The organism is Castellaniella sp. (genome assembly GCF_049671645.1).
Classification (GTDB): Bacteria; Pseudomonadota; Gammaproteobacteria; order Burkholderiales; family Burkholderiaceae_B; genus Castellaniella.
The window spans coordinates 292649-312268 of sequence record NZ_JBATVG010000014.1 but is presented as its reverse complement, the minus strand read 5'-3'; the positions used below and the strand labels follow the sequence as shown (position 1 = coordinate 312268).

Below are 19620 nucleotides of genomic sequence, written 5' to 3'. Positions count from 1 at the left end.
CCGGGCCGAGAGGTCCGGATGGCTGCGGCCCGGCGTTGAGGTACGCTTTAGCCTGACTCAGCGTCCGTCGAAAAATATGCAAGGCGATCTTTTTGGGGAAGTTGCTCCGCCGCCGCTGGCCGAAACTCCGGCCGGCGCGGCCTCTCACGACAATCCGGCGGCCCGCGCCGGTCGACGCAAGGCCAAGGTGCGCCTTGCGCCCTCTGCCGGGGCCTGGCGCGCACTGGCGCAGCGGCTTCCGGCGCAGTTGCGGTTCGGCGTGTCCACCTGGTCCTATCCCGGCTGGGACGGCCTGGTCTGGGATGGCGACTACGATCCGGGGGTGCTGTCCAAGCACGGCCTGGATGCCTATCATCGCCATCCGCTGCTGCGCACAGTGTGCGTGGACCGCACCTTCTGGCGTCCCTTGACGGCGGCCCAGTATGCCGCCTACGCGGGCCAGGTCGACGACGACTTCCGGTTTGTCGTCAAGTGTCCCGCCGGTGTCACCGATGCGCAGGTCCGCGACGATGAGGGCAAGGCGCGCAAGCCCAATCCGGATTTCCTGGATCCACGCCTGGCGGTCGAGCACTTCGTCCAGCCTGCGCTCGCGGGCCTGGGCGCCAAGCTGGGCGTGCTGGTCTTCCAGCTGAGCCCGTTGCCCTGGGGCTGGCTCAACCGTCCAGCCTCATTGCTGGACAGATTGGGCGATCTGCTGGCCGCCGTCCGGCAGGCCTTGCCCGCGCAGGGCGGCGTGATCGTCGCGGTGGAAATCCGGGATCCCGAACTGCTGGGCCAGGCCCTGGTCGATGTGCTCCGGGCGCATGGGGCCACGTTTTGCCTGGGCCTGCATGGCAAGATGCCGCCCATCGAGGAGCAACTGCCCATGCTGCGGGCGCTGTGGCCTGGGCCGCTGGTCTGCCGGTGGAACCTGAACCGCGATTTCGGCGCGTATGGCTATGCCGATGCGCAGAAGAAGCACGCCCCGTTCGACGCCATCCTCAGCGAGGATCCTCACACCTGCGCCATGCTGGCGCGCACCGTTCGCGGCATCGCGGACGCGGGCCAGCCGGCCTATGTGACCGTCAGCAACGATGCCGAGGGCTGCGCGCCGCTCTCCATCCAGAAGCTCGCCCAGGCCGTCGCGGAGTAGGACTTCCCGGCCCATGACAGCTTGGGCCGGAGATTGCCAGCGGCTGCCTGGGGGCGGTTCCGTGCCCCGGGGCGTGGTTACCAATCCGTGGACAGATACTGCGTTTCCAGGAATTCCATCAAGCCTTCGTGGGCGCCCTCGCGGCCTATCCCGCTTTGCTTCATCCCGCCGAAAGGCGCGGCGGGATCCGAGACGATTCCCCGGTTGAGCCCTATCATTCCGAAGTCGAGCTTCTCGGCCAGGGCCATGCCCCGTTTCAAGTCGCGCGTGTACAGGTAGGCGACCAGGCCGTATTCGGTATCGTTGCAGAGTTCGACGATGTCGGATTCGTCGCGGAAACTCGATATCGCGGCGACGGGACCGAAGATTTCCTCATGGAAACAGAGGGCGTCGCGCGGCACGTCGACCAGCACCGTGGGTGGATAATAAAACCCGGGCCCGGGTTGGCGCTGTCCGCCCGTCAACGCGCGCGCCCCGCGCCCGATGGCATCGGCCACCAGCGTCTCGACTTTTTCGAGCGTCTGCGCATTCACCAGCGTGCCGACCTCGACGCCTTCCTCCAGCCCGTTGCCCATGCGCATCGCGCCCAGCCTTTCCGCCAGTTTGCGGGAGAACGCGTCATGCACGGTCTGGTGCACGTAGAACCGGTTGGCCGCGGTGCAGGCCTCGCCGAGATTCCTCATTTTTGCCATCACGGCGCCCTCGACGGCCGCATCCACATCGGCATCCTCCAGCACCACAAAGGGCGCATTGCCGCCCAGTTCCATGGCCGGGTTCACCACGCCGTGCGCTGCGGATTTCAACAGGGTGCGTCCCACCTCGGTGGAGCCCGTGAATGAAACGACGCGGACGCGCGGATCCCTCAGGATCGAATCGACGACCGGCCCCGACCTGCGCGATGGGATCACATTGACCACGCCCGCCGGCACCCCGGCCCGCTCCAGCAGCGGCATCAGCGCCAGCATGGTCAATGGCGTCTCGGAAGCCGGCTTGATGACGACCGGGCATCCCGCAGCCAGCGCCGGCGCGATCTTGCGCGTGCCCATGGCCGCCGGGTAGTTCCATGGGGTCACCAGCAAGGCGATGCCTGCCGGTTTGTGGGTGACCACGATGCGCCCCGTTCCGGAGGGGCTGCGGCTGATCTGCCCGATATTCCGCACGGCTTCCTCGGCGTTCCACCGGAAGAACTCCGCCGCATAGGCGATCTCGGCCCGCGAATCGGGCAGGGCCTTGCCGTTTTCCAGGGTGATCAGGCGCGCGAGCTGTTCCCTGGACGCCATGATGGCTTCGAAGCAGTTCCGTAATATCTCGCCGCGCTCGCGCGGCCGGAGCGCGGCCCAACCGGCAAATGACGCTTGCGCCGCGTCCACGGCGTCGCGGGCGTCTTCCAGCGCCGCGCTGGCCACCGTGGCCAGTTCGCGGCCGGTGGCCGGATCGGCGACGGGAAATGCGCTGCCATCCGAGGCATCCCTCCATTGGCCGCCGATATAAAGCCGCGTGTGGATGTCGATGGGCGCCTCCGCGTCGACGCGAATGGAGGAAAGAATGTCTTGATGCATGAATCGATTCCGCGGGGGTTACCTGGCCTTGTACTGCTTGGCCAGGATCGAGGTGGACAGGAGGGTGACCGTGAATGTGACGATGATCAGGATGAACGCCAGGGCTGCGCCGAAGGGCCAGTTCGACGCGACCGCGATCTGGGCGTACAGCGTCGGCGCCATCATCTGGAACGACGGCCCTCCCAGGAGCAGCGGCGTCGCATAGGAATTCATGGCGACGGTGAAGACGAGAATGGCGCCCGCGGTGATGCCAGGAATGGAGAGCGGCAGCACCACCCGGCGGAAGGCCTCCCGGGGCTTGGCCCCGAGGTTGTTGGCCGCGTCCACCAGGGTGAAGTCGATGCCCTCCAGCACCCCCTGAAGCGTCAGGATCATGAAGGGCAGCAGCACTCCCAGAAGGCCTACGAACACTGCGTACGGCGTGTACATCAATTCCAGCGGGGCCTGGATCAGGCCCGCTTTCGCCAGCGTGTAGTTCAGGAACCCTTCACGCCCCAGAAACGACATCCAGCCCGCGGCCCGCACGACATTGCCCACCAGCAGCGGGAACAGCACGGCAATGAAGACCAGGCTCTTGAAGCGGCTGCGGGTGCGCGCCAGGAAATAGGCGACCGGGAATCCCAGCAGCAGGCTCGTCACCGTGCACAGCAAGGCCAGGCCGAACGTGGTGAGCATGACCTCCTGGTAGTAGGGTTCGATGAAGAACCGCACATAGTTTTCCAGCGTGAAGGCCTCGACCATCAGCTGCCTGGGCGAATACTGGTTGAAGCTGTAACGCAGCAACGTGATCAGCGGCACCACCAGCAATCCGATGACGATGATCATTGCCGGCGCGAGGCCGAAAGTCGCGGCGGCCCAGCGCGTGCGAGGCCGGATGTGGGTGCCGGACACGGTTTATCCCTTGAAGCGTTGATTCCAGAAATCGAGCATTTCGCTCAATCGGGGCGTCAGGTAGCCATAGTCGGGCTTGATGAAGCGCTTGCGCTCTTCCTCGTTGAAGCCCAGGCGCTCCTCGTCCTTGGGCGGCAGTCCGGAGTTCCGGATGACCGGAATCTGTCCCAGGCTGATCGCCATGGTTTGCTGGACCTTGGGCGTCAGGGCTTCTCCGAGCACTTTCAGGGATTCCTTGGGCAGGCCCGAGTTCCGGGTCACGGCCATTTCGAAGAACACCGGGTACACGCCTTCGGCGGGGGTCGCGTAGGCGATCGGCAGGCCCGCGTCTATCCATTGGTGCGCCCGGCCTTTCCACATCAGGGCGACATCGATCTCGCCGCTCTGGAATGCGTTGCCCACGGCTTCGTTCGAAGCGTACAGCCTGACGCCGCTTTCCTTCAGTTTCAGCAGCGCGTCGTAGCCTGCGGTGAAATCGTTGGTGCCTGTGCCGAACGCGTGCGAAACGATCGGAATGATCTTGTCGTAGGACAGGCTCGTGAAGGCCACCTTCCCGGCATATTCCGGGTTCCACAGATCCTTGATGGACTTGGGCGGGTTGCCGAGCTTCTTGCTGTATACCAGGATCAACGCGCTGTACATGATAGGCACGCTGTAGGTGCTGTGGGTGAACTCCTCCTGCACATCGCCGTAGTTGGGAATGCTCGCCTTGTCCAGGGGAAGCAATGCCTCCATGCTGTTCAGGTAGTGCATGTCGGAATCAACCAGGAAAGGGATGTCCATGGCGTTGCGGCGGCGGTTCATCTGGGCCAGCAGCTTGGTCTTGCGCGCGGAGGGGGTGCCGATATCCAGGAGGATCTCGATGCCGTATTGCGTCTTGGATGCCGTGATCAGCGAAGCCAGCGATTTTTCCGTGTCGCCGCCCCACGTGCCCAGGACGAGCGGGTCGCCCGCGGCGTGGGCCAGGCGGCCGGCGAAAGGCGTCAAGGCGGCAGCGGCGGCAAGCTTCACGAACGCACGGCGTCCGGTGTGGATCGAGGAAGTCATGGGGAGTCTCCTTAACTGTATTTATGGATTGAAAATCACTTCGGGGACAACAGCAGCGCGCTGGAGCGGTTCCAGCCGATGACGTATTCTTGATCGACCTCCGGGAGCACGGGCCTGGCGTCGTCCTTGCGGTTCTGTATGTGAATCGTCAATGACGTCTCGCTGCGGGGTATCCGCACTTCGACCTCCGTCACCGACCCCAGGTACGTCGCCATCGCAACCCGTCCCAGCACCGTATTGGGTTGCTCCGCAGCCGCGGGGCCTAGATGGATGTTTTCGGGCCGCACGCATAGCGTCGCCTGCGAACCCGGTGCGAATTTTTTCGTGTCGCAGGCCACGACCAGCCCGTCGTCGGTGGTGAACGAACCGCTGGCGCTGACCGATCCGGCCAGCAGATTCGCCCGGCCCAGGAAATTCGCCACGAACGAATCGGCGGGATTGTTGTAGAGATCGATGGCGCTGCCCGATTGGACCACCTTGCCGCCGTTCATCAGGACCAGTCGGTCAGCCAGCCCCAGCGCCTCGTTCTGGTCGTGCGTCACGAACACGGTCGTCAGGCCCAGCTTGCGCTGCAGCGCCCGGATTTCCAGGCCGACGCTTTGCCTGAGCTTGGCGTCCAGGTTGGACAGCGGCTCGTCCAGCAGGAACGCGTCGGGCCGTATCACCAGCACGCGCGCGATCGCGACACGCTGCTGCTGCCCGCCCGACAATTCGCGCGGATACCTTTTTGCGTATTCCTGCAGTTGGACGAGGCTCAGGGCGTCGGCCGAGCGCTTCAGGGATTCCTCTTTGGAGACGCCCCGCATCTTCAGGCCGAATGCCACGTTTTCGGCGACCGTCATGTGCGGGAACAGGGCATAGCTCTGGAAGACCATGCCGGTGTTGCGCAGATGCGGAGGCGTGTGCGTGACGTCGCGTCCGTCGATCAGAATCTGGCCGCCTGTCACCGGCACGAACCCGGCGATCATCCGCAGCAGCGTGGTCTTGCCGCAGCCGCTGGGGCCAAGCAGCGCGATGAATTCCGAGTCCGCGATGTCCAGCGAGATGTCATCCACGACGCGGGCCGCGCCGTAGGACTTGGAAAGCGATCGTATCGATAAGGTAGCCATTAGACAATTCGACTCAGCTTGACGTGGCGGTCGGTCAGCAGGAGCAGGCCGACGATGAGCACGACTTGCAGGGTGCTGGCGGCCGCCACGGTGGGGTTGATGTTGAACTCCAGGTACTGCATGAGCGCGATGGGCAGGGTGGTCGACCCGGGGCCCACCAGCAGCAGTGAAATTTCCAGGTTCTCGAAAGAGATGATGAAACTGAACAGGGCCGCCGCGATCACGCCGGAGCGCATCTGCGGGACCGTGGCGTGAAAGAAGGTCTTCAGGCCGTTGGCCCCCAGATTCATGGCGGCCTCTTCGACCGACCGGTCCAGGCCGATGAGGTTGGCCGAGATCAAGCGGACCGACCAGGGCAGCGTGAGCAGCACGTGGGCCAGCAACAGCCCCCAGAAGCCGGTGGTGAGATCCAGCCCGCCCTGGTCGGCCAGCCAGATGAAGAACATGTACAGGGCGATGCCCAGGACGATGTTCGGGACGATCAAGGGCGACAGCAGGATGGAATTCAGCGCGCCGCGCCCCCGGAACTCGGTGCGCACCAGGACCAGGCTGGCCAACGTCCCGATGATGACGCCGATGATCGACGAGCACAGGGCCAGCTTCAGGCTGGTGATGGCGCCGTTGAGGAACGCCTGGTGGTTCAGCGCTTCGGAGAACCAGCTCAGCGTATAGCCCGGAGGCGGGAAGCTGAGGAATGGACTGTCGTAGAAAGCGGACCACACCACGAACAGTACCGGCACGACCATCAGGCCGACCACCAGTGCGTTGAACGCCGCGAACAGGAACCGACCGATGGATCCGCGCATTGTCAGGCGCTCCGCGACGCTGCGTTTCGGGTGGAGGCGGGATCCGCCTCGCCGCGCAGGGTTTGTCGGGTCTGCTCAAGGATGTCGGTGCACACCCGGTCTATGTGCGCGCCCAGCAGGCGCTCGGCCTCGCCGATATCGCCGGCCAGTATCGCCTCGACCACGGCCAGGTGTTCCCGGGCGGTCTTGTGCGGGCTCGTATCCTTGTAGTTGGGATTCCGCACGATCTGCAGGAAATCCTTGAGCGATGCCAGGAACGATTCCAGCCACGAATTGTTGGCGCGGCTGACGAAGAAGTGATGGAAGTCCCAGTCGGCCTGGAAGAATGCCTGCGTATCGCCCTGGGTGAGGCCCATCATCCGGTCCGAGAGTGCCTTGAGCTCATCAAGGTCCTGCCGGGTCAGGACGCTGAACGCCTCGCGCAGCGCCAGGCGTTCGAGCTCCCGGCGGACCGCGAAGGCGTGTCTGACGTCCTCTTCGCTGGGCTGGATGACCTTGGCGCCCCGGCGCCCGTTGAGCTCTACCAGACCGTCTCCATGCAGCAGACGCAGCGCTTCCCGCACCGGCGTCGCGCTGACGTTGGTGTCGCGGGAGATGGCCAGTTCAGTCAGGTGCTCGCCCTGTTTGATCCTGCCGGTCAGTATCTGCTCGCGCAAGTGCAGATAGATCTGTTCACACAGGGTGTTTCGCGCAATATAAGGTTTCGGAGCCATTTGCTTCTTTTTTCCATGACGGCGCGCCTTGGACTTCGAGGCACATGCGAAGCAATATACCTAAGAGTCGGAGGGCAGCCGGTCGCGTGGGCGGCGGGGCAGTTTCCAGCATCCCCGCCGCCGGCATTGCTAGATCGCCAGCTTGATGCGGTCGGGATCGCGTCCGCCCCCCAGGATCACGGGCGGCTGCTCGATGGGCAGGGTCAGGCCCACGCCGCGCTGGACCGCATTGGCGTAGATGCGGGCGGCCGCGGCCACGTCCCACAATCCGATGCCATGCGACTTGAACAGCGTGATCGATTCCGCGGATTTGCGCTGGCCGGGGCCGTCGGCCACGACCTTGCTGAGTTCCCGGACCCGGTTCCAGTCCAGCTTGCCTTCCTCGTGCGCCAGGATGAACTCGCCGGCCTCTTCGTGGGCCTGGTGCCAGTCGTCGACGATCAGCATGTCCGAGCGCTCCAGCGTGCGCGTGTCGACTTCCCGGAACTGGGGCTTCATCGCGCCGACCAGATTGACGTGCGTGCCTTCCCGCAGCCAGTCGCCCTGCATGATGGGATCTTTCGCCGACGTGATGGTGGTCACGATATCGACGTCGCGGACCGCTGCGCGGGCGTCGTCCGCAGGCTCGACCGGAATGCCGAGCTGCCGGGTCATGCGTTCGCAGAACGCCACGACGTTGGCTCGCGTGCGGCTCCAGGCCTTGACGTGCTTGATGGGGCGGACGGCGACCAGGGATTCCAGCTGGGAGGCGGCCTGGAATCCCGTGCCCAGCAGCCCTACGGTCGAGCTGTCTTCACGGCTGAGGTACTTCGTTGCGATTCCGGTTGCCGCGCCGGTGCGCAGCATGCCCACGTTTTCAGCTTCCATCAGCGACTGCAGGACGCCGCGTTCGTTGAACAGCATGAGCCAGAAGCGCGCGCCTTCCGCGCTGACCGAATACGTCTTGAAGCCCAGGCTGCCCAGGCTGGGCACCGCGGCCTGCAGGACGGAAACCGACGCATGGGGGGTCCTCACGATCTGGCGCGGCCGGTTGCTGGCCTGGCCCAGGCCCTGTTCGCGGATCGGGCCCTCCAGGGCGTCGATGGCTTCCTCTATCGTCAACAGGGACAGTACGTCTTTCTCATTCAGGAACAGCGTCATTCAACCCTCCATTGCAGGCAGTCATAAGCTAAATTCCACATACTATAGAATATATAATGCAGAATAAACACAAGGGTAATCCCGGATGATTTCCCCTGGGCTTTGACCTGGGACGCTGCCTGGAGGTCACTGGCAGCGGTAGCGCGATGAGCGGGTACGGCAATGGCGCGGCGCGCGAGGCGCATTGCTGCGGCACGGCAGGCGTGTGCCTCGGAACGTCACCGGAGGTACGAAGAGGGGAGGAGGGTGGAACGATGGGCGGCCGGGCGTGAAGACGCCCGGGTGCGGAACGTCATCCGGGGCAAGGCGGCGGTCGCGGGGCCGACCGCGCCCAACGCGCGTCAGCCTGCGGAGCTGCGCCGGATCACGCCTGGCGGCGGCGCGGCCGGAAAACCAGGTACAGGATCAGCAGGATGATCAGCCCCGCGACGCCCATGCCGATCCGCGCGGCCAAGACCAGACGAGCGCCGGAATCGGGCCCGGCGGCTGCGCCGCTTCTCAGGTCGGCGACCTGTTCGACCGTGACTTTGCCGGCCGGGTTGCCATACGCCTGGATCAGGTAGTTGCTCAGCGTCGTCACCTGGGCGTCGTTCATGGCATTGCGGAAACCGGGCATGATGACGCCATCGCCCTGCGCGGGCAGATGGACGCCGTCCAGGATGGTCAGCACTAGGTTATTGGTCTGCATGCGGCCTGTCGCCGTGTTGTGGAACAGGGCCGGCAGGCCGCCCTCGAAGCTGCCCTGCGCCTGCGCCTGATGGCAGGAGGCGCAGTGCGCGTCGTAGAGCTGCGCCCCCGTCATCTGTCCCGGGTCCGAGGGCCAGGGCTGCCCGCGCACGGTGTTCAGTTGATCGGACGGGCCGCCCCAGGCGAAGACGGGCTTGGTATCCGCGGCATCGTGGACGGCCGGCACCGATTTCAGGTAGACGGCGATGGCCTTCAGGTCGTCCGGCCTCAGGTGCCTCAGGCTGAAATCGATGGCCTCCATCATGGGACCCGATGCCTGCGCTTTGCCGGTGTGGCCGGTTCGCAGGTAGTCGATGATGTCCTGATCGCTCCAGCCGCCGATGCCGCTATTGGGGTCCGAGGTGATATTGGGGGCGTACCAGGGGCCGATGTAGGCGCCGCCCAGGCGCCGGGAGAGGTCCTCGGCCATGAACGTGTTGCGCGGCGTATGGCAGGCCGAGCAATGCGCCAGCCCCTGCGCGAGGTAGGCGCCGCGATTCCAGAGTTCGCCTTTGTCGGGTTGCGGCGTGTAGGGCGTATCGTCCAGGAACAGGAGATTCCAGCCCGCCATGGCCAGGCGGATGTCGAACGGGAAGGGCAGCGCCGTTTTGGGCGCGGGGGTGTCGACGGGTTCGACGCCGTGCATGAAATAGGCGTACATCGCCTGGATGTCGGCATCGCTGACCCGCGCATAGCTGGTGTACGGCATGGCCGGGTACAGGTGCTTGCCGTCGGCGCGCACCCCCTGGCGTAGCGCGCGGGTGAATTGTTCCAGCGTGTAGTTGCCGATGCCCGCCGTTTTCGACGGCGTGATGTTGGTGGAAAAGATATCGCCGAGCGGGGTGGCGACGGCCAGGCCGCCCGCAAAGGGCCGGCCCCCGTGGGCCGTATGGCAGGCCATGCAATCGCCGGCGGTCGCCAGGTATTTGCCCTGCTGGATCAGTTGCGTGTCGGCCGTGTCGGCGGCCGCCCGGGCTCCCGGGCTGGCGCAGAGCGCCAGCGCGGCCAGCGTCAGCGAAAGACAGGATTGCAAGCGCGTCATTATGTTCATGTCGTCCGCCTTTGCGTCTCAGGTCATGACTTCGCGGCGGCGGAGCCGCCGGCCTGCCCGCCCAGGATGTGTCGCACGGTGTGCAGCGCCAGCGCCACACCGTTTTCCGTCGAATTACAGGTGCCGGCGGTGGGGATGACCCCGGTGCCGACCAGGAACAGGTTTTCGTGATCGTGCGCGCGCCCCCATTTGTCGACGACGGAGGTGGCGGGGTCGTTGCCCATGCTGACCGTGCCGCAGATGTGCTGGTTGTTCGCGTAGTCGCCGTCGCGCGTGAAGCGCAGATTGCTGCCGCCCATCAGTTCGGCGATGCGGCGGAAATCATCCAGCGCCCGGATGGCGCCCTTGTGCGTGTATTCGTCGATGGCGTAGTGGGCTTCTGGCTTGGGGATGCCCATGCTGTCCTTCTGGGCGCTGAGGGTGATCCGGTGCTCCGGGTGCGGCAGGACTTCGAGCACCGTCTTGACGTTCAGTTCGCGCGCCGCGCTGTGCCGCAGGCGGTGTTCGAATTCCGCGCCGTAGACCCCCGCGGCGATCAGCGAGGTGGTGGCGCCGTCCACCCGGGATATGTTTGTGAAATCCAAGCGGTAGGGCGCGTGGTCCTTGCGGAAGTCGCCGTCGCGCATGGTGTTGATCGAGCTGGGGCTTTGCGGGCCCCGGCCCAGCCAGAGGTCTTCGTCGGCATCGAAGGTCAGCGAAGTGCTGGGGTGATCCATCAGATGCCGGCCCACCATGTCGCGCGCATTGGCCAGGCCGTGCGGGAACTTGTCGCTGGTGGACAGCAACAGCAGCCGGGGGCTCTCGATCCCGTTGGCCGCGACGATGAAGGTCTTGCCCGTGACCCGGTGGGAGCCTTTGTTGCGGTCGTAGTACAGCGCTGCCGTGACGCGGCCGGTGTCGTCGCTTTCCAGTTTGTAGACATTGGCGTTGGGCACCAGCCTGGCGCCCGCCTGTTCGGCTTTCTCGACGGCCTTGCCGCCGGTGAACTGGGCATCGACCGGGCAGATGGGCTGACAGCTGTTGTTGCCGACGCAGGCCGGTCGCCCGTCGTAGGGCCGGCTGTTGCGCGCCGTGGTGTTGGAGACGACCTTGTAGGTCGGGTCGAGACGTTCGCGGATGCGCCGCATGGCGTAGGGTTCCGCAACCGGTTCCATGGGAAAGGGCTTTTTCCGGGGAGATCCTGTGTTGTCGGCCCCCGAGACGCCCATGATTTCCTCGGACTCCTGGTAGTAGGGCTCCAGTTCGTCATAGGAAACAGGCCAGTCCACGCCCACGCCATACAAAGTATGTATCCGATGGTCGTTGGGCACGTTGCGCCAGGCGTGCGCCGCCCAGTGCCACGTCGTGCCGCCCACCATGCGCAGGTATTCCGCAGGGTAGGGGTAGGGCCCCGCCTGGACGAGATAGTCATTGCTTTCCGGTTTGTAGATGGGATGCGGCGCCCACGGCAGCGACGGATACGGCGAGACCCAGTCGCTGCGCCGGGGCGAATTGCGGAACCGCGCCACGATCTCGTCGCGGCTGCGGCGCGGGCCGGCCTCCAGGATCAGGACGGAGGCGCCCGTCTGGGCGAGCTTCATGGCGGTCAAGGCGCCGATGATGCCCGAGCCGATGACGACGAAGTCTGCGCTGAGCGAGTCTGCCACGAGCGTTCCTTTTTACAGGGGTTTGCGTGTCCAACTGCCGTAGGGGCCATAGGCATAGGTCGGCGGCTTGAGCACGTCGGCGACGAACTGCGCATTGAGCGCGTGTTCGTAGGCGATGACGTAGGCTTTCGCGCCGGATCCGATCACGCCCAGGAACCAGGCGGTGGCGATCTGGCGCGGCATGGGCGCCAGCGGCGATTTTTCATCGTCCAGCGTTTTTTGCAGCTGCATGGGATCGATCTTGCGGTCTTCGATCAGTTTCAGCAGCGCGACGGCGGCGTCCGGGAACCCGGCGTGTTCATCGCTGAGAGCCTTGAAGATCCGATCCGCCATGCCGGTGTCCAGGGACTGGCGCCCCGCGATGATGGCCGACAGGGCCAGGAACGCGCTGTGCCGATCGTCTGTGGCCGGCTGGGCGAGCGCCCAGGGGACCAGGGTAGCGGTATAGGCGCCGACGAACCCGGCCAACAGATGCCGGCGGCGTATCGAGGCGGGACGAGAATCGGACTGCCTGAGAGACTGGTGCATGACGCAACCTTTGCGGCGAGTCGCCGACGATAGACGGGCGCTTGCAGGCATTATTGGATTGCCTGCCTGAAAAGTACCTGAATTCCTGTTATTTCCTGGCTCGCGCGGAGGGCAGGTGCCAGCCGTGCCGGATGGCCATGAATCTCAGGATGAAGCAGGTCGCCATGCCAAGGGCGGCGGGCATGACGGGAGGATACCGCAGGACATGCCCGGCCGACACAATGGCGGCGCAGGCCAGGGCCGCCAGGGCGTACAGGTCGGATCGCAGGACTGCCGGGATCTCGTTGGCCAGCACGTCGCGCAGCATGCCTCCGCCGATACCGGTCAGCATGCCCAGCAGCGCGGCCATCGCCGGATCGAGCCCGTAGGCGAGCGCCTTTTCCGTGCCTGCCACCGCAAAGAACGCCAGGCCGACTGCGTCGAGCCATTGCACCGGGTGGTCGAGCCTGGCGACCAGCGGATCCCACAGAAAGACGATCAGGCCGGCCAGGATCGACATGGCCAGGTAGATCCAGTTCGAGATCGCGGCCGGCGGCACTGCGCCGATCAGCAGGTCGCGGGTGATTCCGCCGGCATTGCCCGCCGCGAAAGCCAGGACCATGATCCCGAAAATATCCAGTTGGCGCTTGGCGGCGGTCGTGGCGCCGCTGATGGCGAACACGAACGTGCCGCCCAGGTCCAGCACGTGTGTCAGCAAGGGGTTCATGCCAGCCAGGCCTGGGATGCGACGACCAGGGTTTCGACTCCGGTTTCCAGCGTCGGGTGCAGCACGGGCAGGAACTTGGGGTTGTGGTTGGTCGGGAGATCGTTGAGCCGGTTGGCCGCCTTGGCCTGGGCGTAGGTGTCGGGATCGGTGCCGCCGACGAACCAGAATACCGACGGCACGCCCCATTCCGACCCGAACGAGCCGAAATCCTCGCTGGCGGATGCCGGGCCGACCTCGCGGATGCGCGTCGCCGAAAAATGCTCGCGGAACGCGCCGGCTACCTGCTCGGTCGCGTCCGCGTCGTTCGTCGCCAAGGGGTAGCGGTCCAGCGGCGTGATTTCGGGCGCGCGCGGCGCCCCGGAGGCGGCGGCTTCCGCATTCACGATCCGCTCGATGGCCGCCAGCACGCGGGCGCGCACGCCTTCGTCGAAGGTACGCACGTTGAGCTTGATGATGGCCTCGTCGGGGATCACGTTTTCCTTGGTGCCGGCCTGCAGGGCGCCGACGGTGACGACCGCCGATTCGGATGCGGCGATCTCGCGCGACACGATGGTCTGGAGGCGCAGGACGACCGAGGCGGCCATGACGACCGGGTCGATGCTGGCCTGCGGCATCGACCCGTGCGCGCCGCGCCCGAACAGCCGGATCTGGAAGCTGTCGGCCGCCGAGGTGATGGCGCCGACCCGGCCGCCGATCATGCCGGCGGGGCCGACCATCACGTGCTGGCCGAGGATGACGTCCGGTTTTGGAAAGCGCTGGAACAGCCCGTCGTCGATCATCGCCCGGGCGCCGGCGGCGGTTTCCTCGGCGGGCTGGAACACCGCCATCAGGGTGCCGCGCCAGGCATCGCGCTGCTGCGCCATCAGGGTGGCCGCGCCGATCAGCCAGGCGACGTGCATGTCGTGGCCGCAGGCGTGCATCACCGGCACCGTTTTGCCGTCCTCGTCGGCGGCCGTGACGGCGCTGGCGTAATCCACGCCCGTGGCTTCCAGGACCGGCAGCGCGTCCATGTCGGCGCGCAGCATCACGGTGGCGCCGTCGCCGTTCTTCAGCAGCCCGACCACCCCGGTGCCGCCCACGCCGCCGGTGACCTCATAGCCCGCCGCGCGCAATCGGTCGGCAGCCAGGGCCGCCGTGCGTTTCTCCTGCATCGACAGTTCGGGATGGGCATGCACGTCCTTGTAGAGCTTTTCCAGATCGGGGACGATCCGGGCCAGGCCGGTAAGAACGGAAGTGCTGGCGGTCGTGTGCGCTGTGCTCATGGTAGCCATTCTCCTGTAGGTTTAAAGGAAAAGACCTTTACTTCCCGAGAAAGTTCTCGAGACTGACCATTCTGCGCCCACATGCGCCGATGCGTCATGCGGATTGTGCGCCCCCGTATCCGGGGATGCCGGCGGCGGCGCGGGCCCGGCGCCTCGCGACGCTCAGAATCCCAGCGCGATCGCCGCGCCGCCTGCCAGCACGCCCAGGATCGCGATGCCGAGGATCATCACGGCCAGGTCCGCGCGCCGGAATGACTTGGCCACCATGGCCAGCGACGGCAGGCTGACGGGCGGCAGCGTGACGAGCAACGCCGCGGCCGGTCCGGCCGCCACGCCCAGCGCCAGCATGGCCTGCACGATGGGGACTTCGCCCGCGGTCGGGATGACGAAGAGCACCCCGACGATGGCGGCGCCTGCGATCCACAGCAGGCTGTTGTCGATGTTCATGTCCAGCACCGGAAACAGCCAGGCGCGGGCGGCGCCCAGCAGCAGCACCAGGATCAGGTATTCCGGCAGCAGGCGCAGCGCCATGCCGGTGAATGACCGCGCCCAGCGCCGCAGGATGGACTGCGCGTCCAGGGGGCCGCAGTCGCGCGCCGCGGTGTCGGGGATGTCGGAGACGTCGGCCGAGGCGTCGTCGCGGTTCAGGCGGTTCAACAGCCAGCCCAGTCCCAGCACCATCGCCACCCCTGCGGCCAGCCGCAGCCCGACCCATTGCCAGCCCAGCACGAAACCCATGAACACCAGCGTAGCCGGATTGAGCATCGTGTTGCCCAGCCAGTAGGCCGCCGTGGCGCCGGGGGCCGCGCGGCACTGCCGCAGTCCGTTGACGACGGGCGCGGAGCAGCAGGTGCACATCATGCTGGGGACGGACAGCAGACTGCCCGCCAGGACGCTGCCGGCGCCGGAGCCACCCAGCCAGCGCCGGATCCATTGGGCAGGCAGCAGGGCCTGCAGGCCCGAACCGAGCAGCAATCCCAGGATCAGAGCCTTCCAGATCGCCCGCCCGTAGGCCATGGCGTAGTCCAGCGCGGCTTGCAGCGACGGCGCCGGCAGCATGCCGTCGCTGTCGTTCAGGATGGAACTGCCGATGGAGCGGGTCTGCTCGGCGACGAAGATCCGGTCGTAGTAGGGCGACCATTTCACGTAGTACAGGCCGGCGAGCGCGATCAGGGCGAACAGGAAGAGTCCCCAGAGCGGGTGGCGCGGGTGTCGGGGGGATGCATGGGTCATGGGGAAGGGCGACGATGGAAAAGTGTGGGGCGCCGACTGCGCGCCGGCATAGGGCGCCATGATAAACCCTGCCGCCGCTACTTCAGATTGCCCTGGGGGCTGGCGCTCGGGGTTTGCAGGATTTCCCTGCTTGACGATTCTTGACGGTCCGAAGCGTGGATGGGGCGGCGCTGTTGCTATCATGGTGAGTCGATATTCGCATACGACATTGATATGAAAAGCACATTTGCAATTTCCGCGCTGGCCCTTTTGCTGGGGGCTTGCGCCCAGGCGCCCGCCCCCGAAACCGCTGCGGCGGGAGCCCCCGCGGCCGTGGCGGGTGATCGCGCCCGTTCGCAGGACCAGGATGTCCTGATCGCCCACGAATGGCGCCTGATCGCGGCCACCGACCGTGCGGGCAGGCCCATCGAGGCTTTGCGCCCTGGGGTGGATCGTCCCTTGACGCTGAGCTTCTCGGCATCCGGCCTGAACGTCGCCGGCGGCTGCAATATGCAGTTCGGGGGCTATACGCTGGCATCGGGCGTGTTGAACGTGTCGGGCCTGGCGAGCACTATGAAAGCGTGTTCGTCGGACCTGATGCAGCTGGATGCCGCCGTCGCGGCGCGCCTGAAGGGCCGTCTGCAGGTCCGCCTGGAGGGCGGATCCGATGCGAAACAGCTTCGCCTGACCGATGCCGCCGGCGATACGCTGACCTTTGCCGGACAACTGACGCCCGAGGCGCGGTATGGGGCCGGCCAGGTCATGTTCCTGGAAGTCGCCCCCGATTCGGTGGCCTGCGCCCACCCCCTGATCCCGGATCACCGCTGCCTGCAGGTGCGCGAACGCCGCTATGACGATTCGGGCGTCCTGCTGCCGCCGCAAGGCGACTGGCGCCCGCTCTACCAGCGGATCGAAGGCTATGCGCATCAGGAAGGCGAGCACGCGATCCTGCGCGTGAAACGCTATACCGACAAGAACCCCCCGGCGGATGCGTCCTCGCAGATCTACCGCCTGGATCTGGTCGTCCAGCGCGGACGCTAGCGCGGATCGTTCAGCGGCGCGACGCCGAGCCGCCCTGGAACGGCAGGGCGGCCCGGACAAGGGGTGCGATGAGCCTGTGAGGCAACTCAGGCGGTCGCTGGCGCCATCACTTTGTGGGCAGCCGGCCCGACGCCTGGATGCCGCAGCAGTCGCAGGCCGTTGCCCACGACCAGCAGGCTGGCCCCTACATCGGCGAATACCGCCATCCACATGGTGCCCAGGCCGATGACGGTCAGGATCAGGAACACGGCCTTGATCAGCAGGGCCAGGGCGATGTTCTGGATCAGGATGCGGTGCGTGGCTCGCGACAGGCCGATGAACCACGGAATCTTGCGCAGATCATCGTCCATCAGGGCGACGTCGGCGGTTTCGATGGCGGCATCCGTGCCCATGGCTCCCATGGCGAAGCCGATGTCGGCGCGCGCCAGCGCAGGCGCATCGTTGATGCCGTCGCCCACCATGCCGACGGCCGCGCCGTCGGCCGCCAGCCGCGTCACCGCCTGCAGCTTGTCCTCGGGCAGCAGATTGCCTTCGGCATGGTCGATGCCGACCTGCGCGGCGATGGCCGCCGCTGTATGCGGATTGTCCCCGGACAGCATGGCGGTGCGCACCCCTTGCGCATGCAGGGTGCGGATGGCGGCCGCGCTGTCGGGCTTGACCGTGTCGGCTACGGCGTACAAGGCCAGCACCCGCTGGGCATCGGTCAGCATCACGACGGTCTTGCCTTGCTGCTCCAGGGACTCCAGCCGCGTTTCCAGCGCCGGGGAGCACAAGCCCTGTTCGTGGATCAGCCGATGGTTGCCCAGCTGGTAGCGGGTCTGGCCGATGCGGCCCTGAGTGCCGCGCCCGGGCAGGGCTTCGAAGTCCACGATCGGCGTCGCAGTTCCACTGGCGACAGCATGGCCGGCCGCAGGCGGCGCGTCGGGCACGGAGCCGGGGGACGTGGCCAGGCCGCGGGCGATGGCGCGCGAGACCGGATGATCGGAGTGGCCGGCCAGGCTGGCGGCCAGCGCGTGGGTGCGCCCGGCGTCCTGATCCCCCAGGATCTGTTGGTCTGTCAGCACCGGCCGGCCGTGGGTCAGGGTGCCGGTCTTGTCCAGCGCGATCCAGCGCAGCCGCCGGCCTTGTTCCAGGTGGACTCCGCCCTTGATCAACACACCGTGGCGGGCTGCCGCCGCCAGGCCGCTGACGATGGATACCGGGGTGGAGATCACCAAGGCGCAGGGGCAGGCGATGACCAGCAGCACCAGGGCCTTGTAGATCCATTCGTGCCAGCCGCCCAGGCCCAGCATCGGAGGGAGAACGGCGATCGCCAGCGACAGCAGCACGACCAGCGGCGTGTAGACGCGGGCGAAGCGGTCCACGAAGCGCTGGGTGGGCGCGCGGGCGGATTGGGCCGATTCAATGGCGCGGATGATGCGTGCCAGGGTGGATTCCCCGGCTGCCGCCAGCACCTGATATTCCAGGGAGCCCGAGCCATTGATGGTGCCTGCATAGACAGGATCGCCGGGCGCCTTGTCGATGGGCAGGCTTTCTCCTGTGATGGGCGACTGGTCGATGGTTGAGCGGCCCGACAGGATCCGGCCGTCCAGTGCGATGCGTTCGCCCGGTCGCACGCGCACGCGGGCGTCGACGGGCACTTCCGTGGCCGGCATGTCCCGCCAGCCGCCGTCCGGCTGTCTGACGCTGGCCCGGTCCGGCGTCAGCTGCATCAATCCCTGGATTGCGTTGCGCGCGCGGTCCAGGGACAGGGCCTCGATGCGTTCGGCCAGCTCGTACAGCACCATCACCATGGCGGCTTCCGCCCATTGGCCCAGGAACAGGGCGCCGGTCACGGCAATGCTCATCAGGGCGTTGATGTTCATCTGACCGTGGCGGATGGCGGTCCAGCCCTTGCGGTAGGTACCCAGGCCGCAGCCCAGGACGGCCAGGATCGCCAGCACGGCGGGCACGGGCCAGGGGGCGTCCATCCAGTGGGCGGCCTCGGCAGCCAGGGCGGCTGCGCCGGCCGCCGCCAGCGGCCACCAGGGAGCGGAGGTGTCCTGGATGGGGGCCGTCGGGTCGGAAGCCTGCTCCGGCGTGAAGCCCAGAGCCCGGATGGCTTGCAGGATCGTGTCCAGCGCCTCGGGAGCGTGGACGACGGTCAGCACCCGTTGCATCAGATTGAATTCCAGGTGCCGGACGCCGGGCTGGCGGCCCAGCGCCTGCCGGATCAGGGCCTCTTCGGTCGGGCAGTCCATCTGCAGGATGCGCAGTTGGGTGCGCAGATCGGCGCCGTCGGCCATTGTGGGCGCCAGGGCGGCCAGCGTGGGGCTTGGACCGGACGCGTCGCAGCAGGCGCCCGCGCCGGCGCCGGGCGCCGCCGGGTGCGCGTGGGGCCGATCGCCGTGACCGTGCGTGTGTTCATGATCATGCCCGTGTTCGTGGGCGTGGCCGGGACCGGCCTGTGAGCAGGGCGGCGGCGAGTCGGAATGCGGAGTGTGCGGCATGGCAATGGCTCGTGAGACGTTCTATGATGGCAGTAGACACCTTGTAGCCACTACAAGGTCAAGCCCTTCGTCTCCAGGAGCCGCCCATCATGAAAATCGGTGAATTGGCCAGCGCCACCCACTGTTCCACGGAAACGATCCGTTTCTATGAAAAGGCGGGACTGCTGCCGGCGCCCGAGCGCAGCCAGGGCAATTACCGGCAGTACGGCCCGGCGCACCTGGAACGGCTGCGCTTCATCCGGAATTGCCGCAGCCTGGACATGACGCATGATGAAATCCGGGCCTTGCTGGGCATGGTCAACCACCCGGCGCGGGATTGCGGCGCCATTAATCACCTGCTGGATGAGCACATCGCCCATGTGCAGGTGCGCCTGCGCGAGTTGCAGGACCTGCGCCGCCAGTTGACGGCCCTGCGCGCGCAATGCCAGGCCGAGCAGGCCGTGGATGCCTGCGGCATCGTCCAGGGTTTGGCCAGCATGGAAACCGCGGAAAGGCCGCCGCACGCCACGCACCTGTGACCGGGGCGCCTTGCCGGGCCCGGCCGAGACGTGGCGCGGGCGGA

The 19620-nt window shown here is 66.5% G+C and carries 17 protein-coding genes; 3 read left to right on the top strand and 14 right to left on the bottom strand.

The genetic code is table 11. The features are described from left to right. Positions 1–76 precede the first annotated feature (76 nt). Positions 77–1132 carry a DUF72 domain-containing protein gene (locus WBG56_RS06055; protein WP_424266257.1) on the top strand — a complete coding sequence of 352 codons (1056 nt, stop codon included), beginning with the start codon at positions 77–79 and terminating at the stop codon, positions 1130–1132. A gap of 77 nt (positions 1133–1209) precedes the next feature. On the opposite strand, the gene WBG56_RS06050 is transcribed toward WBG56_RS06055, so the two are convergent. From WBG56_RS06050 to WBG56_RS05990, 13 genes are all read right to left on the bottom strand, one after another. Further along, a complete protein-coding gene (locus WBG56_RS06050) occupies positions 1210–2691 on the bottom strand; it encodes an NAD-dependent succinate-semialdehyde dehydrogenase (protein ID WP_424266255.1) in 1482 nt (493 codons plus the stop codon). 18 nt (positions 2692–2709) lie between these two features. Beyond that, entirely contained in the window at positions 2710–3582 is an 873-nt protein-coding gene (locus WBG56_RS06045) for an ABC transporter permease (protein ID WP_424266253.1), read from the bottom strand. Positions 3583–3585: 3 nt separating this feature from the next. Beyond that, positions 3586–4629, bottom strand: coding sequence for an ABC transporter substrate-binding protein (locus WBG56_RS06040; protein ID WP_424266251.1), 1044 nt, complete (start codon positions 4627–4629; stop codon positions 3586–3588). A gap of 35 nt (positions 4630–4664) precedes the next feature. Further along, on the bottom strand, positions 4665–5738 hold the full coding sequence (locus WBG56_RS06035) for an ABC transporter ATP-binding protein (RefSeq protein WP_424266249.1): 1074 nt from the start codon (positions 5736–5738) through the stop codon (positions 4665–4667). Then, the gene (locus WBG56_RS06030; protein WP_424266247.1) at positions 5738–6544 is read right to left on the bottom strand and encodes an ABC transporter permease; all 807 of its coding nucleotides are present in this window, start codon (positions 6542–6544) and stop codon (positions 5738–5740) included. Before WBG56_RS06030 ends, WBG56_RS06035 begins: the two co-directional genes overlap by 1 nt. A 2-nt stretch (positions 6545–6546) precedes the next feature. Further along, complete coding sequence (locus tag WBG56_RS06025; protein ID WP_424266245.1) at positions 6547–7257, bottom strand: GntR family transcriptional regulator; 711 nt, start codon at positions 7255–7257, stop codon at positions 6547–6549. A 129-nt stretch (positions 7258–7386) separates the two neighbouring features. Continuing rightward, positions 7387–8397: an ornithine cyclodeaminase family protein gene (locus WBG56_RS06020; protein WP_424266243.1), complete on the bottom strand. Its 1011-nt coding sequence runs from the start codon at positions 8395–8397 to the stop codon at positions 7387–7389. A gap of 364 nt (positions 8398–8761) precedes the next feature. Continuing rightward, positions 8762–10174 carry a c-type cytochrome gene (locus tag WBG56_RS06015; protein WP_424266241.1) on the bottom strand — a complete coding sequence of 471 codons (1413 nt, stop codon included), beginning with the start codon at positions 10172–10174 and terminating at the stop codon, positions 8762–8764. Positions 10175–10197: 23 nt separating this feature from the next. Continuing rightward, a complete protein-coding gene (locus WBG56_RS06010; protein ID WP_424266239.1) occupies positions 10198–11820 on the bottom strand; it encodes a GMC family oxidoreductase in 1623 nt (540 codons plus the stop codon). Between the two features lie 12 nt (positions 11821–11832). Continuing rightward, positions 11833–12348, bottom strand: a complete 516-nt coding sequence (locus WBG56_RS06005) for a sugar dehydrogenase complex small subunit (protein ID WP_424266237.1) — start codon at positions 12346–12348, stop codon at positions 11833–11835. Between the two features lie 88 nt (positions 12349–12436). Beyond that, on the bottom strand, positions 12437–13054 hold the full coding sequence (locus WBG56_RS06000; RefSeq protein ID WP_424266235.1) for a trimeric intracellular cation channel family protein: 618 nt from the start codon (positions 13052–13054) through the stop codon (positions 12437–12439). Continuing rightward, on the bottom strand, positions 13051–14316 hold the full coding sequence (locus WBG56_RS05995) for a M20 family metallopeptidase (RefSeq protein WP_424266233.1): 1266 nt from the start codon (positions 14314–14316) through the stop codon (positions 13051–13053). The genes WBG56_RS06000 and WBG56_RS05995 overlap by 4 nt, the downstream gene beginning before the upstream one ends. A gap of 162 nt (positions 14317–14478) precedes the next feature. Beyond that, on the bottom strand, positions 14479–15549 hold the full coding sequence (locus WBG56_RS05990; RefSeq protein WP_424266365.1) for a permease: 1071 nt from the start codon (positions 15547–15549) through the stop codon (positions 14479–14481). Between the two features lie 213 nt (positions 15550–15762). On the opposite strand from WBG56_RS05990, the gene WBG56_RS05985 reads away from it, so the two are divergent. Then, positions 15763–16569 carry a DUF4377 domain-containing protein gene (locus WBG56_RS05985; protein WP_424266231.1) on the top strand — a complete coding sequence of 269 codons (807 nt, stop codon included), beginning with the start codon at positions 15763–15765 and terminating at the stop codon, positions 16567–16569. 86 nt (positions 16570–16655) lie between these two features. On the opposite strand, the gene WBG56_RS05980 is transcribed toward WBG56_RS05985, so the two are convergent. Continuing rightward, positions 16656–19058 carry a heavy metal translocating P-type ATPase gene (locus tag WBG56_RS05980; RefSeq protein WP_424266229.1) on the bottom strand — a complete coding sequence of 801 codons (2403 nt, stop codon included), beginning with the start codon at positions 19056–19058 and terminating at the stop codon, positions 16656–16658. Between the two features lie 89 nt (positions 19059–19147). Between WBG56_RS05980 and cadR the strand changes: the two genes are divergently transcribed. Beyond that, positions 19148–19576, top strand: coding sequence for a Cd(II)/Pb(II)-responsive transcriptional regulator (gene cadR, locus WBG56_RS05975; RefSeq protein ID WP_424266227.1), 429 nt, complete (start codon positions 19148–19150; stop codon positions 19574–19576). Positions 19577–19620 lie beyond the last annotated feature (44 nt).

Coding starts and splice junctions, on each gene's coding strand:
- WBG56_RS06055 (WP_424266257.1), top strand. CDS start 77: ATGCAAGGCGATCTTTTTGGGGAAGTTGCTCCGCCGCCGCTGGCCGAA.
- WBG56_RS06050 (WP_424266255.1), bottom strand. CDS start 2,691: ATGCATCAAGACATTCTTTCCTCCATTCGCGTCGACGCGGAGGCGCCC.
- WBG56_RS06000 (WP_424266235.1), bottom strand. CDS start 13,054: ATGAACCCCTTGCTGACACACGTGCTGGACCTGGGCGGCACGTTCGTG.
- WBG56_RS05985 (WP_424266231.1), top strand. CDS start 15,763: ATGAAAAGCACATTTGCAATTTCCGCGCTGGCCCTTTTGCTGGGGGCT.
- WBG56_RS06005 (WP_424266237.1), bottom strand. CDS start 12,348: ATGCACCAGTCTCTCAGGCAGTCCGATTCTCGTCCCGCCTCGATACGC.
- WBG56_RS06040 (WP_424266251.1), bottom strand. CDS start 4,629: ATGACTTCCTCGATCCACACCGGACGCCGTGCGTTCGTGAAGCTTGCC.
- cadR (WP_424266227.1), top strand. CDS start 19,148: ATGAAAATCGGTGAATTGGCCAGCGCCACCCACTGTTCCACGGAAACG.
- WBG56_RS06025 (WP_424266245.1), bottom strand. CDS start 7,257: ATGGCTCCGAAACCTTATATTGCGCGAAACACCCTGTGTGAACAGATC.
- WBG56_RS05990 (WP_424266365.1), bottom strand. CDS start 15,549: ATGACCCATGCATCCCCCCGACACCCGCGCCACCCGCTCTGGGGACTC.
- WBG56_RS05995 (WP_424266233.1), bottom strand. CDS start 14,316: ATGAGCACAGCGCACACGACCGCCAGCACTTCCGTTCTTACCGGCCTG.
- WBG56_RS06015 (WP_424266241.1), bottom strand. CDS start 10,174: ATGAACATAATGACGCGCTTGCAATCCTGTCTTTCGCTGACGCTGGCC.
- WBG56_RS06035 (WP_424266249.1), bottom strand. CDS start 5,738: ATGGCTACCTTATCGATACGATCGCTTTCCAAGTCCTACGGCGCGGCC.
- WBG56_RS06030 (WP_424266247.1), bottom strand. CDS start 6,544: ATGCGCGGATCCATCGGTCGGTTCCTGTTCGCGGCGTTCAACGCACTG.
- WBG56_RS06020 (WP_424266243.1), bottom strand. CDS start 8,397: ATGACGCTGTTCCTGAATGAGAAAGACGTACTGTCCCTGTTGACGATA.
- WBG56_RS05980 (WP_424266229.1), bottom strand. CDS start 19,058: ATGCCGCACACTCCGCATTCCGACTCGCCGCCGCCCTGCTCACAGGCC.